The organism is Mycobacterium sp. DL440, from assembly GCF_011745145.1.
Lineage (GTDB): Bacteria > Actinomycetota > Actinomycetes > Mycobacteriales > Mycobacteriaceae > Mycobacterium.
On sequence record NZ_CP050191.1, the window covers coordinates 3169415 to 3184999 of the forward strand.

At 65.1% G+C, this 15585-nt stretch carries 13 protein-coding genes; 2 read left to right on the forward strand and 11 right to left on the reverse strand.

All coding sequences use genetic code 11. The features are described from left to right. Window positions 1–7 precede the first annotated feature (7 nt). The 10 genes from HBE63_RS15280 to prpD all read right to left on the reverse strand — a co-directional run bounded on the left by HBE63_RS15280 (window position 8) and on the right by prpD (window position 12527). Window positions 8–658 carry a dihydrofolate reductase family protein gene (locus HBE63_RS15280; RefSeq protein WP_166905494.1) on the reverse strand — a complete coding sequence of 217 codons (651 nt, stop codon included), beginning with the start codon at window positions 656–658 and terminating at the stop codon, window positions 8–10. A gap of 94 nt (window positions 659–752) precedes the next feature. Further along, window positions 753–2318 carry a long-chain-fatty acid--ACP ligase MbtM gene (gene mbtM / locus HBE63_RS15285; protein WP_166905495.1) on the reverse strand — a complete coding sequence of 522 codons (1566 nt, stop codon included), beginning with the start codon at window positions 2316–2318 and terminating at the stop codon, window positions 753–755. Continuing rightward, the gene (locus tag HBE63_RS15290; RefSeq protein ID WP_166905496.1) at window positions 2315–2578 is read right to left on the reverse strand and encodes an acyl carrier protein; all 264 of its coding nucleotides are present in this window, start codon (window positions 2576–2578) and stop codon (window positions 2315–2317) included. The genes mbtM and HBE63_RS15290 overlap by 4 nt, the downstream gene beginning before the upstream one ends. Window positions 2579–2686: 108 nt before the next feature. Next, window positions 2687–3283 carry a GNAT family N-acetyltransferase gene (locus HBE63_RS15295; RefSeq protein WP_166909821.1) on the reverse strand — a complete coding sequence of 199 codons (597 nt, stop codon included), beginning with the start codon at window positions 3281–3283 and terminating at the stop codon, window positions 2687–2689. Window positions 3284–3877: 594 nt separating this feature from the next. Then, a complete protein-coding gene (gene folP, locus HBE63_RS15300) occupies window positions 3878–4627 on the reverse strand; it encodes a dihydropteroate synthase (protein ID WP_243858672.1) in 750 nt (249 codons plus the stop codon). Window positions 4628–4673: 46 nt separating this feature from the next. After that, window positions 4674–5570, reverse strand: coding sequence for a mycobacterial-type methylenetetrahydrofolate reductase (locus tag HBE63_RS15305; protein ID WP_166905498.1), 897 nt, complete (start codon window positions 5568–5570; stop codon window positions 4674–4676). A 6-nt stretch (window positions 5571–5576) separates the two neighbouring features. After that, the gene (locus HBE63_RS15310; protein WP_166905499.1) at window positions 5577–8972 is read right to left on the reverse strand and encodes a pyruvate carboxylase; all 3396 of its coding nucleotides are present in this window, start codon (window positions 8970–8972) and stop codon (window positions 5577–5579) included. Further along, window positions 8969–10105 carry a bifunctional 2-methylcitrate synthase/citrate synthase gene (locus tag HBE63_RS15315; RefSeq protein WP_243858674.1) on the reverse strand — a complete coding sequence of 379 codons (1137 nt, stop codon included), beginning with the start codon at window positions 10103–10105 and terminating at the stop codon, window positions 8969–8971. Before HBE63_RS15315 ends, HBE63_RS15310 begins: the two co-directional genes overlap by 4 nt. Next, on the reverse strand, window positions 10102–11025 hold the full coding sequence (prpB, locus tag HBE63_RS15320; protein WP_166905500.1) for a methylisocitrate lyase: 924 nt from the start codon (window positions 11023–11025) through the stop codon (window positions 10102–10104). The genes HBE63_RS15315 and prpB overlap by 4 nt, the downstream gene beginning before the upstream one ends. Continuing rightward, window positions 11022–12527, reverse strand: a complete 1506-nt coding sequence (gene prpD / locus HBE63_RS15325) for a 2-methylcitrate dehydratase PrpD (RefSeq protein WP_166905501.1) — start codon at window positions 12525–12527, stop codon at window positions 11022–11024. Before prpD ends, prpB begins: the two co-directional genes overlap by 4 nt. Before the next feature lie 120 nt (window positions 12528–12647). Here prpD and HBE63_RS15330 point away from each other — a divergent pair, with 120 nt between their 5' ends. Continuing rightward, a complete protein-coding gene (locus HBE63_RS15330) occupies window positions 12648–14054 on the forward strand; it encodes a short-chain fatty acyl-CoA regulator family protein (protein ID WP_166905502.1) in 1407 nt (468 codons plus the stop codon). A gap of 76 nt (window positions 14055–14130) precedes the next feature. Further along, the gene (locus HBE63_RS15335) at window positions 14131–14838 is read left to right on the forward strand and encodes a DUF2275 domain-containing protein (RefSeq protein WP_166905503.1); all 708 of its coding nucleotides are present in this window, start codon (window positions 14131–14133) and stop codon (window positions 14836–14838) included. A gap of 5 nt (window positions 14839–14843) precedes the next feature. On the opposite strand, the gene HBE63_RS15340 is transcribed toward HBE63_RS15335, so the two are convergent. Then, window positions 14844–15482 carry a DUF5134 domain-containing protein gene (locus HBE63_RS15340; protein WP_166905504.1) on the reverse strand — a complete coding sequence of 213 codons (639 nt, stop codon included), beginning with the start codon at window positions 15480–15482 and terminating at the stop codon, window positions 14844–14846. Window positions 15483–15585 lie beyond the last annotated feature (103 nt).

The window sequence follows — 15585 nt, forward strand, 5'->3', positions numbered from 1 at the left end:
ACCGGGCTCAGCGTCGCCAGAACAAGTGATGGGTGACCGCGCCGCCAGGGCTTGGCACCACGTCATGGTGGAACCGGTCGTTCAGCTCATCGGGGGACTCCCAGAGGCGGGATCCGCTGCCCAAATCTGTCGGGGACACCGCCACATGCAAGGTGTCGATCAGACCGGCGTCCAGGAACTCCCGGATGGTGCTCGCTCCCCCGCCCAACCGCACGTCCTTGCCCTGCGCGGCGACCCGGGCCTGCTCCAGCACGGTCGCCGGATCGGCGTCGACGAAATGGAACGTCGTGTCCGACAGTGTGAACGACGGCCGCTCGTGGTGGGTCAGCACGAACACCGGCGTATGGAATGGCGGCTCGTCACCCCACCACCCCAGCCAGTCGGCATGATCCTGCCATGGGCCGCGGTACGGACTGAACTTGTTGCGGCCCATGATCTCGGCACCGATGTTGTGGTGGAAATCGCGGACCAGGTAGTCGTCGAGGCCCCGACTGCCGCCAGGCTCCGTGCGGTTGGGCCAACTGGCCGTCGCGCCGGTCCAGGCGAACATCGTCCCCGGGTCGGCGTGACCGAACGGGCGCTCAAAGCTCTGGTTCTCGCCGGCGCCGAAGCCGTCGCTGGAGACGTTGAAGTTCTGGACTTTGAGCAGTTGGGTCACGCGTTTCTCCCGTTTCGTCAACAATGGTTGCTGATTGGACTCGGGCTGAGGGTAGAACTCATCGCGCACCACGGCGGCACCGGGACACGAGGGCCTACCGCGCGGCCTCCAGTTGACGGCGGACCTCCAGTCGCCGGAGTTTTCCTGACGATGTGCGTGGCAACGATCCCGGCGACATCAGCACGACGTCCGCGGGCGTCACGCCGCACACCGACACGATTCGCCGGATCACAGCGCTGCGGGTGGTGTCCTGCTCGGTGCCGATGAACTCCGCCGCCACCAGGAGCCGTGATTGCGCGGCCCCGGATTCCGTGCCGACAGCGACGACCGCTCCCTCACGGACGCCGTCCACCTCGCCGACGACCTGCTCGATCTCGGTGGGGAAGATATTGCGCCCGGCGATCGTGATGATCTCTTTGGAGCGCCCACAGATCACCAGCGCGCCGTCGACGAGGTAGCCGATGTCACCCGTCGGGAACCACTTACCGCTGGTGCCCGCGTCGGCCGGCACATCTCCCAGGTAGGACGTCATCATCGACGAGCCACGGATCTCGACTTCGCCGGCAGCGCCGGACTCGTCGTGCGCGGACGGGACGATGCGAATCTCCATACCCGGCACCGGACGACCCAGCAGTGCATAGCGCCGGCCGGTATCCGCAGCGTCCGGAATGTCGATGCGCAGGCCCTCGCCCGGTGCGGGAATGGTCACCGCGCACGTCGACTCGGCCATCCCGTAGGAGGGCGCCATCGCTGCGGCGTCGAAACCGAATCTGCTCATTCCGATGGCGAATCGATCGACACCGGCACAGTCGACGGGCTCACCCCCGTTGATCGCGATCCGCACCGCACCGAGGTCGACGTCGGAGACGCGGTTGGCGAATCGACCGAGCACCGAGTAGCCGAAATTCGGCCCGGCAGTGAAGGTTGCGCGGGATTCGGACAGCCAATCGGCCCAGCGCAGCGGGGCAGCCGAGAAGGCACCCGTGGGTGCCAGCCACAGCGGCATACCGGACATCGTCGACGCCAACACCATCGCCAGACCCATATCGTGATAGATCGGCAACCACGTGCACCCGACATCGTTGCGGCTCAAAGACAATCGTTGCGTGACCGCCAGGAGGTTGTTGAGCACCGTCTCCGGCGCCAACACTGCCGTACGCGGAGACCCGGTGGATCCGGCCGTGCCCTGCAGGATCGCCACGTCCGCGCTGTCGGGATACCGCAGCTGCGCCGAGGTCGAGGTGCGTGCGGCATCAGCGACATCGCACACCGTCAACGGCGACCCCGCATCCCGTAGCAGCTGCAACGTGGTGCCGTAGCTGAACACCGTTGTCACACCGATACTGCTGAACCGGGCCAGCGTGGCTCGCGCCCACTCCGACGGATCGGCGCCCCGTTGGGGACGTGGCAGGATCGACACCCCGGCGCCTGCCAGCCACGAACCCTGCATGGCGGCAATCAATTCCACCGTCGGCTCGCCGACCAGCCCTACCGCGCCCGGCCGGTCCCGGCCCAGCAGGTAGGCCGCAATGTGCTCCGCGATCCCGTGTACCTCGGGCCACGGACGACGCTGCCAGGTATCGGTGTCGCGATCCAGGACCACGAGGTCGTGCGGTGAGCCGACCATCACCTCTCTCAGGGCGCCTGCGAGCGGATTCATGCTGCGCTCCTGAGGTCGATCACCGACTGCAGATCACCCACGGTGCGGCAGGTGATGAGGTCCTCTTCGCTGAGCTGGACACCGAATTTCTCCTCGATCGTCACGAGACCCACCGCGAATGACACCGAATCCATTCCCAGGTCATCGACGAGACGTGTACTGGTACTGAGTGATTGACATGGAAGTTCCAGATCGTCGCGAAGTATCGAGACCAGCCCCTCGGACACGGCGGGCGATGCGGGTGAGTCGGTAGTGGTCATATCTGTGTATCGGCGGGTCGATGAGACCCAGCCCCACCTTTCGTTTCCGGTAGATCGGTTTACTGCAATCGAATCGACTGTCGGCCAGTCGGGTTGGCAACGCTGGGCTCAGGCCATCCATTTCCGGGCGGTGTCCCGGTCGATTTGGTAGAGCGCCATCTTGCGGTTGGACATCTCGTGCTCACCGAGGAATCGGCATCCGGCGAACTCACACAACCCACGCACCGTGGTATTGCGGTAGTCGGGGTCGAACATGATCCGCTCACATTCGGGATCGGCACGCAGGACACTGGCGACTATCTTGGGCAGCAGCATCGGGCCGAGGCCCCGGTTGACCAACTCCTCGTCGGCGATCGCACCGTGCAGACCCAGATCGTGCGGCTCACTGTCGTACCGATCGGCAATGGAATCTTTGGCAGCCCGGTAGATTTCGAGATAGCCACGATCCACCCCGCCAATGCTCAGGAGCAGCGGCAACGAATAGTCGCCCTCCACCTGGGCTTTCAGATGCTTACGCCAGCGCTCGACGGGCCAGTCATATTCCCAGGTCTCGGCCAGGTGCGGCCGGTTCATCCACTCTGCGATCAGCGCGGCGTCTCCCTCGGTGGCCACCCGAATCTTGCTCGGCCGCACCAGTTGTGGAACAGGCGGTCCCGGAGCCCGCCGCACTGCCTCGGAAACATTCTTGAGTTCCCGTGGCAGCACCGGGTAGGCATCGTGATGCGTCGAAACCTCCGCGATCGAACCCTCGACCTGCGTCGGTGCGTTCGTCACGCGCGCCGCGTTCGAGGACCGACAACACCAGTTGCGCTGAGCTGCAGCACTTCATCGCACGTCAAAAGCCCATCCCCCTGTCTCGGGCGCTGGCCGGGAGCGCCACGTCAGTGTGGGCGCCACGCTCAAACCCGCAGCCTCATTCGATCAGCGAGGGGAGCCTAACCAATGAATTTCCTATGTTGGGCCGTCCCCTTTTCGGAACAGGCGCCCCCACACCAGCCCCCAGAGACGACCGTCCATATTTGACGCGAACTTCAAAACCACCGAACAACAGCACTTTTCGAGCTCTCAGCAATCGAGGCGCACTCTCCCGCATAAGGCCATTTCGATGTTGGCGGCCAGAGCCGCCGAGACACGTTCTGGCCACGACGGCGAACGCCGCCGCGAAGCGGCCGGGCTGGTTGCGGTCGCCTTTCCGCACCGCCGGGCTCGTCACAGCCAAGTCTGCGCGAAGCCGCCCGGCACCAAACACAACCGAAGCCCGGAAAAGTGCCATTGCGGGCACGTCGGGTGTCGCGGCGGTCAACCCCAGATCGCCTGCAGCATCGTGATGGTGTCCAGCGTCTCAGCGACGTCGTGCACCCGGATGACATCGACGCCGGCGGCCCATGCGGGCGCGATCACGGCCAGCGAGCCAGCCAGCCGATCAACGACTTCGCGGCCGGTGACGTGGCCGATGAATGTCTTTCGGCTGACACCGAGCAGCACTGGAAATCCGTGGGTGCACAGTTCAGGGAGCCGCCGCAGCAATGTCAGATTGTGCTCGGTCGATTTCCCGAATCCGATGCCCGGGTCGGTCCACACCGGACCGGCGCCTGCGGCGGAGGCCGTCTGCGCGACGTCGGCGACAAAGCTCGCCACCTCGTCGACCACATCGCCGTACTCTGGGAATACTCCGGCGAGGACGGGCACCGTGTGCGAGTGCATGCTGACGTAACCGACGCCGAGCCTCCCGGCAAGGTCATAGAGTTTGCCCGAAACGTCGTTGATGATGCCTGCCCCGGCCCGCACCGCCGCCTCGGCCACTTCACGATTGCGGGTGTCCACCGACACTGTCCCCAGATCCGACAACCCGGCGACAACGGGAAGCACACGAGCGAGTTCCTCGTCGACTGAAACCGGGACCGCACCCGGTCTCGTGGATTCACCCCCGACATCCACCGCCCACGCACCGGCTTCGAACATGCGCCGTCCGGCCGCCACCGCGAGTGCGGAGACATCGAATCTGCTGTCGACCCAGAATGAATCGGGCGTGGCATTCAAGACGCCCATGACCCGCATCGGGGTGGGACAGGACCGTGCGTTCATCCCGGTCCGCTCAGGACGACTGCCCGGGCGACCAGTAAGCCAGCATCTCAGCGAACGTTTCGAACGCGGGTCTCGAAACACCGTATGGCGCTTCGAAATGCAGACTCACGGGGTAACCCAGGTCGACCACGCCGTCGATGACCCGCTTGTAGAGGTCAACCAGTTGTCGCCGTTTGGCTGCGGGGTCGCCGGCTGCCAACGATCTGACGAAGGCCTGTTCCTGCGCGACAGCTTCATTGCCCGGGTCCTGGATCAGCCAGTCGATGAGCCCGACCCTGGTCTCGACCTTTGGCACGAAACCGAACGACAACAGCACCTCTGGCCTGTGATCGCTCGACCGTGCGAAATCGCCCAGGAAACCGACCACCGCGTCCGAGTACAGCAGCTGGGTCATGGCGAAGGTGGCGCCCTTGTCGCATTTGAACGAGAACCGGCCCTCTTCGCCGGCGCGGGTGGGGATGAGGATCACTCCACGGTTGGCGACCAGGCCATCGAATTTGGCCAAGGCGTCGGCCGGTGCGACACCCGTGCCGTCGCCGTCGTTCATGGTGCGGGGCACGCCGACGAAGATCACGCCGTCGAACCCGGACTCGCCGAGGCCGGTCAACCGTTGACGTAGCGCCGTTTCGTCGGAGAACGAGGTGACCTGCGTGCACAGGCCACGCACACCCGGCAGCTCGGGTTGCAGGATCGACCAGTAGTCGAGAACATCCATCTTGGGCTTCATCTCGATGGGTCTGTCGTGGTCTTCGACGATCATTCCCGGGATCATGACGTGGCCAAGACGTCCTCCCATGCCGAACTCCGCGGAGAGCCGCGCCACCTTCTGCGCTTCGGCTACGGCATCGCCTGTTCCCCGATCGAGATTGGGTGGCACCAACTCGAGCGCGACGGTTCTCATGGACACAAGTACCTACTGACCCACGACGACCAGGAGGTCGCCGCCTTCGACTTGCGCGGTCGGGGCGACCGCGATTCTGGCGATGGTGCCGGACTCCGGTGCCGTGATCGCCGCTTCCATCTTCATCGCCTCGATGGTGGCGATGGACTGGCCGGCCTCGACGGTGTCTCCCTCGGCGACGTTGACCGTGACCACACCCGCGAAGGGGGCACCAATGTGCGCCGGGTTGGCCCGGTCGGACTTCTCGGCGACCGGCACCTCGCTGGCGATACTGCGGTCCCGCACCATGATCGGGCGCAACTGTCCGTTGAGGATGCACATCACAGTGCGCATACCCCGCTGGTCGGGTTCTGAGACCGCCTCCAGCCCGATCAGCAGCTCGACTCCGGGATCCAGCTTGACCCGATGCTCCTCGCCATGACGCAGACCGTAGAAGAACTGGTTCGCGCTCAGCCGTGAGGTGTCGCCATACTCGTCGCGATGGGCCTCGAACTCGGCTGTGGGACCAGGGAACAACAGCCGGTTGAGAGTTGCCTGGCGTTTCGGTCCTGGCGCGGCCAACACGGTTTCGTCCTCGGCGGACAATTCCTGCATGGGCTTGGCCAGACCCCTGCCGTCGAGAGCCTTCGTGCGCAAGGGTTCCGGCCAGCCGCCCGGCGGGTCACCGAGTTCGCCACGCAGGAACCCGATCACACTGTCGGGGATGTCGTACCGAGCCGGGTTCGCCGCGAAGTCATCAGCATCGATCCCGGCTCCGACCATGGCCAGCGCCAGATCTCCCACCACCTTGCTCGACGGGGTGACCTTTACCAACCGACCCAATATCCGGTCTGCGGCAGCGTAGTTCGCTTCGATGTCCTCGAAACGACTACCCAGACCGAGTGCGATGGCCTGCTGACGCAGATTGCTCAGCTGACCGCCCGGGATTTCGTGGGTGTAGACCCGACCGGTCGGGAATGAAGGACCGGACGCCGCAACATCAAACGGCGCGTAGACACGGCGCAGTGCCTCCCAATACGGCTCAAGGTCACACACCGCGTCCAGCGACAAGCCGGTGTCGTACTCGGTGTGCGCGGCGGCGGCCACGATTGAGGACAGCGCTGGCTGACTTGTCGTGCCCGCCAATGGAGCTGCGGCGCCGTCAACAGCATCGGCGCCGGCCGTCCACGCTGCCACGTAGGTGGCCAGTTGACCACCCGGAGTGTCATGGGTGTGTACGTGCACCGGGAGGTCGAACCGTGATTTCAGAGCCGACACCAAAGTGGCAGCCGCCGGTGCGCGCAACAACCCCGCCATGTCCTTGATCGCCAACACATGCGCTCCGGCCTGCACAATCCGTTCGGCCAGGCGTAGGTAATAGTCCAGCGTGTAAAGACGTTCGCGGGGGTTGGAGAGGTCACCGGTGTACGACATCGCGACTTCTGCGACGGTCGTGCCCGTATGGCGGACGGCGTCGATGGCCGGACGCATCGAATCCACATTGTTGAGTGCATCGAAGATCCGGAAGATATCGACACCTGTCGCCGCTGCCTCATCGACGAACGCACGCGTCACCGTCTCCGGATAAGGCGTGTAGCCCACCGTGTTCCGGCCCCGCAGCAGCATCTGGAGGCAGATGTTGGGCAGCGCTTCGCGCAGCGCCGCCAACCGCTCCCACGGGTCCTGTTTGAGAAACCGTAGCGAGACGTCGTAGGTCGCACCGCCCCAGCACTCGACGGACAGCAGTTGCGGCATCATCCGGGCGATGTACGGGGCGACGCGCAGCAGTCCACTGGTACGCACCCGGGTGGCCAGCAGCGATTGATGCGCATCGCGAAAGGTGGTGTCGGTGATGCCGATTGCTCTGCCGTCGCGAAGCCAGGCGGCGAACCCTTCGGGCCCCAATTCGGTCAGGCGTTGCTTGGAACCCGAGGGCGGGACAACGCTCAGATCGCACTCGGGCAGCTTGTCGCGTGGGTACACGGCAGACGGCCGCGGGCCGTGCGGCTGGTTGACGGTGACATCGGCCAGGTAGTTGAGAATCCTGGTGCCGCGGTCGGCGCTACCGCGCGCAGTGAGCAGCTGGGGTCGTTCCTCGATGAACGACGTCGTCACCCGACCCGCGATGAAGTCCGGATCGTCCAGAACCGCCGCCAGGAACGGGATGTTGGTCGATACTCCACGAATCCGGAACTCCGCCACCGCGCGTCGAGACCGCGCCACTGCCGTCGAGAAGTCGCGACCGCGACAGGTCAGCTTTACCAGCATCGAATCGAAATGCGCAGCCACTTCGGCTCCGAGATTGGTGCCGCCATCCAGGCGGACGCCGGCCCCGCCGGGTGAGCGGTAGCCGGTGATGCGTCCGGTGTCGGGGCGGAAACCGTTGGTGGGATCTTCGGTGGTGATCCGGCACTGCAGGGCAGCGCCGCGAATCTCCAACGCGGCCTGGGCGAGCCCGAGATCGGACAGTGATTCCCCGCCCGCGATCCGCAGCTGACTCGATACCAGGTCGACATCGGTGATCTCCTCGGTCACCGTGTGCTCCACCTGAATCCGCGGGTTGCACTCGATGAACACGTGCCGGCCCCGCTCATCGAGCAGAAACTCCACGGTGCCGGCGCAGGAATACCCGATCTGGCGGGCGAACGCCACCGCGTCAGTGCAGATCCGTTCTCGCAGATCGGGGTCCAGATTCGGTGCCGGCGCCAGCTCAATGACCTTCTGGTGGCGCCGCTGCACACTGCAGTCACGCTCGAACAGGTGAATCACGTTGCCCTGGGTGTCGGCCAGGATCTGAACCTCGATATGGCGCGGGTTGATCACCGCCTGCTCAAGGAACACTGTGGAGTCGCCGAAGGCGGACTGCGCTTCGCGGCTGGCCGCCTCGATCGCCTCCTTCAGGTCGGCCGGTTCGTTGACTCGACGCATCCCCCGGCCCCCGCCACCGGCGACGGCCTTGACGAACACCGGGAAGCTCATCGACTCCGCGGCGGACAGCAGCTCCTCGACCGAACTCGATGGGGCCGACGATGCCAGCACCGGGAGCCCGGCCCTACGAGCCTCTGCGATGGCGCGGGCCTTGTTTCCGGTCAGTTCCAGCACGTCGGCCGACGGTCCCACGAACGTGATGCCGGCCCGCTCGCAGGCCCGTGCCAGCTCGGGGTTCTCCGAGAGGAAGCCGTAGCCGGGATAGATCGCATCTGCGCCGGCATGCTGCGCCACCCGGATGATCTCGTCGACCGATAGATAGGCCCGAACCGGATGTCCCTCCACGCCAATCTGATACGACTCATCAGCCTTCAGCCGGTGCTGAGAATTACGGTCCTCGTATGGATACACCGCCACTGTCGCGATGCCACGTTCATACGCGGCCCGGAAGGCGCGGATCGCGATCTCGCCACGATTGGCGACCAGAACCTTGGAGATCACGAGAGCGCGCGCTGCGGCTGTCCGCTGTAGTCACTGAGCGGCCGGATCAGGGCGTTCGATGCGGCCTGCTCCATGATGTGCGCCGTCCAACCGGTGATCCGACTCATCACGAAAAGCGGTGTGAAGCTGGGAATGTCGAAGCCCATCAGGTGGTACGCCGGCCCGGTCGGAAAGTCCAGGTTGGGTTTGATCCCGGTGGCGGCGAGCATGTTCTGTTCCAGACGGTCGTAGATGTCCAGCCAGCGCTGGCCATCGCGCACTGCCGCAATGTGTTGCAGAGCGGCCTTCATGGTGGGCACCCGGGAGTCACCGTTCTTGTACACCCGATGGCCGAATCCCATCACCTTGTCCTTGCGGGAAAGCTTGCCATGCAGCCACTCCGCAGCACGGTCGGCCGAGCCGATTTCGAGCATGTCGTGCATCACGGCCTCGTTGGCGCCGCCGTGCAGCGACCCCTTCAAAGCGCCGATGGCGGCCGTGACCGCACTGTAGATGTCCGACTGGGTCGAGGTGACCACGCGTGCCGCGAAGGTGGATGCGTTGAAGCTGTGTTCGGCATAGAGAACCATCGACTGCTCGAATGCGTCGACGATCATCGGGTCCGGCACCTCACCGAAACACATGTTGAGGAAATTCTCCGAGTAGCCCATGTGGCTGTGTGGAGCAATCGGTTCCAGCCCGCGACGCCTGCGCATATCGGCCGCGACGATGGTGGGCAGAACCGCGAACATCCGCAGCGACTTGGCGAAGTTGGCCGAGGGACTGCTGTCATCCTCTTCCGGGTCCTCCGCGCCCAGGTAGCTGATCGCGGTACGCACCACGTCCATCGGATGGCAGTTGTCCGGCAGCTTGGCCAGCAGTGACTGCATGGAGCGGTCGATGCGGCGCGAGGCCCGCTCCCGCTGGGTGAACATCGCCAGTTCCTGGTCGGTCGGAAGTTCGCCGTGCCACAGCAGGTAGGCCACCTGCTCGAAGCTGCAGTGGGCGGCCAGGTCCTGCACCGGGTAGCCGCGGTAGGTCAGGGTGTTGGTCTCGGGCACCACCTTGGAGATGGCGGTGGTGTCGACCACCACCCCGGCCAGGCCCTTGTGGATCTTCGGCTTGTCGGCGGTGCCGTTCGCGATAATGGTCACTGCGTTGCCCCTTGCAGCGAGAAGTTGTAGATATCGGAGTCGAACTGGTTGTAATCGGTGTAGCGCAGCAACTCGTAGAGCCGGCTGCGGTGTTGCATCTGATCCAGAAGTCCGGATTGCGTTCCTGCCGAGTCAATTTCACGCAGGCCCACTTCAACCGCATGCATGGCCAGGCGCAGCGTGGTGACCGGGTAGATCACCATGTTGTAGCCGATCTCGGACAACTGTCGCGTCGTCAGCAGTTCGGACTTGCCGAATTCGGTCATGTTGGCCAGCAGCGGAACGTCCACCGCCTCGCGGAACTGCTCGAAATCTCCAGGGGTGTGCAGCGCCTCGGTGAAGATCAGGTCGGCACCGGCATCTGCGTAGGCCTTGGCCCGGTCGATGGCCGCGGGAATCCCCTCGATACCCGCGGCGTCGGTGCGGGCGCAGATGATGAAGTTCGGATCCCTGCGCGCGGCGACCGCAGCCCGCAGACGCTTGACCATCTCCGAGGTCTCGACCACGGCCTTGCCGTCGAGATGCCCGCACCGCTTGGGGTTCACCTGGTCCTCGAGGTGAAGACCGGCCAAGCCCGCATCCTCGAGGAGCGTCACGGTGCGGGCCGCGCTCATCGGCTCGCCGAATCCGGTGTCGGCGTCGATGAACGTCGGAAGGTCGGTGACCGAGGCGATCTGGGTGCCCCGGCCGGCTACCTCGGTCAGCGTCGTCAACCCGATGTCCGGCAGGCCCAGATCTGCGGACAGCACCGCACCGGATACATAGACGCCGTCGAAGCCGATCTCGGCGACCAGCTTGGCCACCAGCGGAGAGAACGCACCGGGAAAGCGCAGGAGCCGACCGGACTCCAACCCACGGCGGAACTTTCGGCGCTTCTCCGAGGCCGGTGTCGCAGAGCCGAGTAACCCGCCCGCGCTCACCGGAAAATCCCCGAGGGAATCGTCGGCGCCTTGTCCAGGACCCGCGGATCGACCCGGACATTGAGTGCACCGAGCCCGCCGGATTTGGTCACTGAAACGTTCTCGACCGCACTCAGGAACCGTTGCCGCTCTTCGGCTTCCACGACGCCGTCGGCCAGCTCGGCGAACTTGGCGACGTACTGCTCACGTGCGAACGGGCGCGCGCCCAGCGGGTGGGCATCGGCGACCGCGAGTTCGTCGACGATGGTCTCACCGCTCTTGAGGGTGATGACGGCCTTCGCGCCGAACGCCTTCTCATTCGGATCATTCGAGTGATAGCGCCGCGTCCATTCCGGATCCTCGACGGTGGAGATCTTGCGCCACAGCTCAATGGTGTCCGGTCGGTGGGCCCGCTCCGGGGCGTACGACCGCTCGTGGTGCCAGGTGCCGTCCTGTAACGCGACGGCGAAGATGTACATCACCGAGTGGTCCAGCGTCTCGCGGGACGCGTCGGGATCGAATTTCTGCGGGTCATTGGATCCGGTGCCGATCACCACGTGGGTGTGGTTGCTGGTGTGCAGCACGATGGTGGCGATCTGATCAAGATCACCGATACGCTCGCGCATCCGGCGGGCCAGGTCGATCGGTGCCTGACTCTGGTACTCCGCCGAATGTTCCTTGGTATAGGTGTCCAGGATGGCGCGCTTGGGCTCTCCCGGAGCCGGCAGCGGCACCTGGTAGGTATGGTCCGGGCCCGACAGCAGCCAGGCGATCACCCCGTCCTCGCCTTCCCAGATCGGGGCGGGCGATCCCTCACCGCGCATCGCACGGTCGACGGCCTCGATGGCCACCTTGCCTGCCCACGCCGGCGCGTAGGCCTTCCAGCTGGAGATGAGCCCCTTGCGCGACTGGCGGGTGGCAGTGGTCAGGTGCAGGGCCTGACCGATTGCGGCGTAGATGGTTTCGGGGTCGAGCCGCAGCATGGTGCCGAGGCCGGCGGCCACCGACGGTCCCAGGTGGGCGACATGGTCGATCTTGTGCTGGTGCAGGCAGATTCCCTTGACCAGATCGACCTGCACCTCGTAGGCGGTGGCGATACCGCGGATCAGGTCGGCGCCGTTCACACCGAGCTGCTGGGCCACGGCGACCAGCGCGGGGATGTTGTCACCCGGATGGGAGTACTCGGCGGCCAGGAAGGTGTCGTGGAAATCCAATTCGCGGACTGCGACGCCGTTGGCCCAGGCCGCCCATTCGGGTGAGACCGTGCCGTCGACGCCGAACACCGCGGCACCTCTCGGTGTCTTGTGCGCGAGCGCCTGGGCACGCGCCACCGTTACCGGCCGGCGAATCACCGACGCGGCCGACACCGCGGCGTTGTCGATGATCCGGTTGATCACCATCGCCTCGGTCTCGGGCGGTACCGCTACCGGGTCGGCGGCGATCTCGGCGATCTTCCAGGCCAAGTGTTCGCTACGCGGGAAGTCCTCGGCGCTGCGCCGTGTTCTGACGTCATGTTCAAGCATGATCCGCACGGTACGCAGATGCGATCACCGGGGAAACCACCTGTAAATGCGTATTTTTGTGTCCTTCCACGGCCACTTTTGCGAATGTTGTGAAAGCCGATCGGGGTAGCCTCGTCTTCGGTGACGAAGACATTCGCCGGCGCCCGTCTGCGACGGCTACGTGACGAGAGAGGCCTGACCCAGGTCGCGCTGGCGCGCGCTCTGGGATTGTCGACGAGCTACGTCAACCAGCTGGAGAACGATCAGCGCCCGATCACGGTCCCGGTGTTGCTGGCCCTGTCCGACCGCTTCGATCTGCCGACCCACTACTTCGCCCCCGATGCTGACGCGCGGCTGGTGTCGGACCTGCGCGAGATCTTGACGGACAGCGCCACCACCGCGCAGATCGAAGAGCTCGTCGCCCGCATGCCCGAGGTCGGTCAGACCATGGTGAGCATGCATCGCCGTCTGCACGATGCCACCGCCGAACTGGAGGCCGTGCACGGTCGGGCCAACCTGGACGCGCAGGCGGGTACGCAGCAGCCCATGCCTTTTGAAGAGGTACGCGACTTCTTCTACGACCGCCGCAACTACATCGACGCACTCGACCGTGCCGCCGAGAATCTGTTCGCCCGTCACCGCCTCCAGATCGGAGGGCTCGACCGGCAACTGGCCGACTTGCTGTCCAGCGAGTTCGGCATTTCGGTCGTAGTAGACGACGGGGATGTGTTGGGTTCAAGCGTGAAACGCCGGTACCAGCCCGAAGCCGGCACGCTCCACGTCGCGCGATGGCTGCTGCCCGGCCAGCGCGCATTCCAGCTCGCCACCCAGATCGCTTTGTTGCTGCACTCCGAGCTGATCAACTCCATCGTGGCCACCGATGACCAATTGAGCTCGGAGGCAAGGGATGTGGCCCGTATCGGGCTGGCCAACTACTTCGCGGGCGCCCTGTTACTCCCCTACCGGATGTTCCTGTCCGCCGCCGAGGATCTGCGCTACGACATCGACCAGCTTGCCCGCCGTTTCGAGATGGGATTCGAAACCATCTGCCATCGGCTGTCCACTCTGCAGCGGCCGGACGCCCGCGGCGTCCCGTTCATCTTCGTTCGCACCGACAGTGCGGGGAACATCTCGAAGCGCCAGTCCGCCACAGCCTTTCACTTTTCCCGGGTGGGCGGAAACTGTCCACTATGGGTGGTGCATCAGGCGTTCTCCCGTCCCGGCGAGTTCTTGACCCAGGTCGCTCAGATGCCTGACGGACGGAGCTATTTCTGGATCGCGAGAACCTCGGCGTCAGCGCCGAGCCGGTACCTGGGTACACCCAAGAGTTTCGCGATCGGGCTCGGCTGCGATCTGAGCCATGCCGACAAGCTCGTCTATTCGGTGGGCATCGATCTGAGTGATCCCGAAGCCACGGTGCCCATCGGAGCAGGTTGCCGGATATGCGACCGACCGGCCTGCCCACAGCGGGCGTTCCCTTATGTGGGTAGGCCAGTCCATGTCGACCCGCAGACCAGCAGCAATCTGCCCTACTCGCCGACAGCGTGACCAGCGTTGTCGATGTTCGGGGGCGCGGAGCCGAGCAGGTGTGCAATCCCCAAGGTCAATGCGGGAGAATAGTCCGGTGGACTGCGTTGTGGCACGTGAGGCGCTTTCGGCGCGCCTCGATGGGGAGCGTGAGCCGGTCCCCTCTGCACGCGTCGACGAGCATGTACGCGATTGCCCGGAGTGCACCACCTGGTACGACCGGGCCGGGGTTCAAGCCCTGCAATTACGCGATTTGGCCAACACCGCGCTGATCGGCGCGGTGAACGGACGCCCGAACCGCGGGGCAGGTGCGATGAGCGGGCTGCGGCAACGGCTGAGCCCCCACCTGCTGACCATCGCAATCGTCGTCATCGGGGTGGCCCAGATGGGTTTGGCGATCGCACAAGCGGCAGGCATCAATTTCGGGATGGTTGCCGCGCATCACGGCTCGGCCAGCGGGGCTCATTTACTCAACGAGTCCACGGCGTGGTCGGCGGCGCTGGGAATCGCGACGATTGTGATGGCGTTCCGCCGGCGAATCGCGCCCGGTCTCGCCTGTGTGCTGGTGATCTACTGCGGATTCCTGGCCTATTACGTGGTGTCGGATGCACTGGCGGGGCAGGTGACCTCGGTCCGTGTCCTGAGTCATGTCCCGGTGGTGTTGGCTGCGGCCGTCTCGATGTGGGCGTCGCGCACCAAGCGCCCACACCACCCGTCACCCCGGGCACACGGTGAGGATGACGAATCGGGCCCGGCCGAGCCGAGCCGTCGTCATCTCCGAGCCGCGGATGACCCCGCCGCCTGAGCGGCTTACAACATCACGCCGAACATGATCGCCATTCCCGCGGCCATCATGGCCCGGCACAGCGTTCCGAAATGCGAGAACGCCGGAGTTTCGGACTGCTGACGTGCCGCGAAATATCGGTACAGCCACACGGCGGTGGCGATCACGAAACCGATTGTCAACAGCCAGTTGATGGCAGGGATCCAGGGCGGCGGCTGCACCGAGACGTGCTCCATGACCATCGCCGTGCCGCCATGATGTCCGGCCATGTGCGTCACCTGCATGTCGTGACCGTCCGCGGCGACCGTTTCGGTATGCCGTCCAAGCACATTGCCGTTCATGACGGCATACATCCAGACCATCGCCGACATCATCGCGGCGTGACAGCCGTCGACCACCCGTCCTTGCGTCGCCCCGGACCTCAGCGCGCCGGCCAGAAACCAGACAACGGCAGCCAGGAAGAAGAGCATCGGGCCCAGCGTCGGCAGCTCGGCTCCCCTCGGCCAGGCCATCACCATCATGGCGATGGCCATTGCCAAGTGGAGTAACTGGCTCACCGCAGCGCTCGGGCGGCCACGAGAGCCCACCAGGGCGTAGGTGCACTCAACCGCACTCAGGGCGAACAACACGGTCACCACCCAGCGGAGGGCAAGATCGGCGATCATTCCGGGTCCTGTCTACAAGAGTGTTGGGGTGCGGTCGTCCTCTGTTGGTCGCAGGCGCGGGCGCCAGAGTTCCCGCACCCGTCAGCACTACGACACGTTGTCG

Excerpts from the sequence above, each read along its gene's own strand:
- mbtM (WP_166905495.1), bottom strand. The coding sequence starts at position 2,318 with ATGAATCCGCTCGCAGGCGCCCTGAGAGAGGTGATGGTCGGCTCACCG.
- HBE63_RS15290 (WP_166905496.1), bottom strand. The coding sequence starts at position 2,578 with ATGACCACTACCGACTCACCCGCATCGCCCGCCGTGTCCGAGGGGCTG.
- folP (WP_243858672.1), bottom strand. The coding sequence starts at position 4,627 with ATGGGCGTCTTGAATGCCACGCCCGATTCATTCTGGGTCGACAGCAGA.
- prpD (WP_166905501.1), bottom strand. The coding sequence starts at position 12,527 with ATGCTTGAACATGACGTCAGAACACGGCGCAGCGCCGAGGACTTCCCG.
- HBE63_RS15340 (WP_166905504.1), bottom strand. The coding sequence starts at position 15,482 with ATGATCGCCGATCTTGCCCTCCGCTGGGTGGTGACCGTGTTGTTCGCC.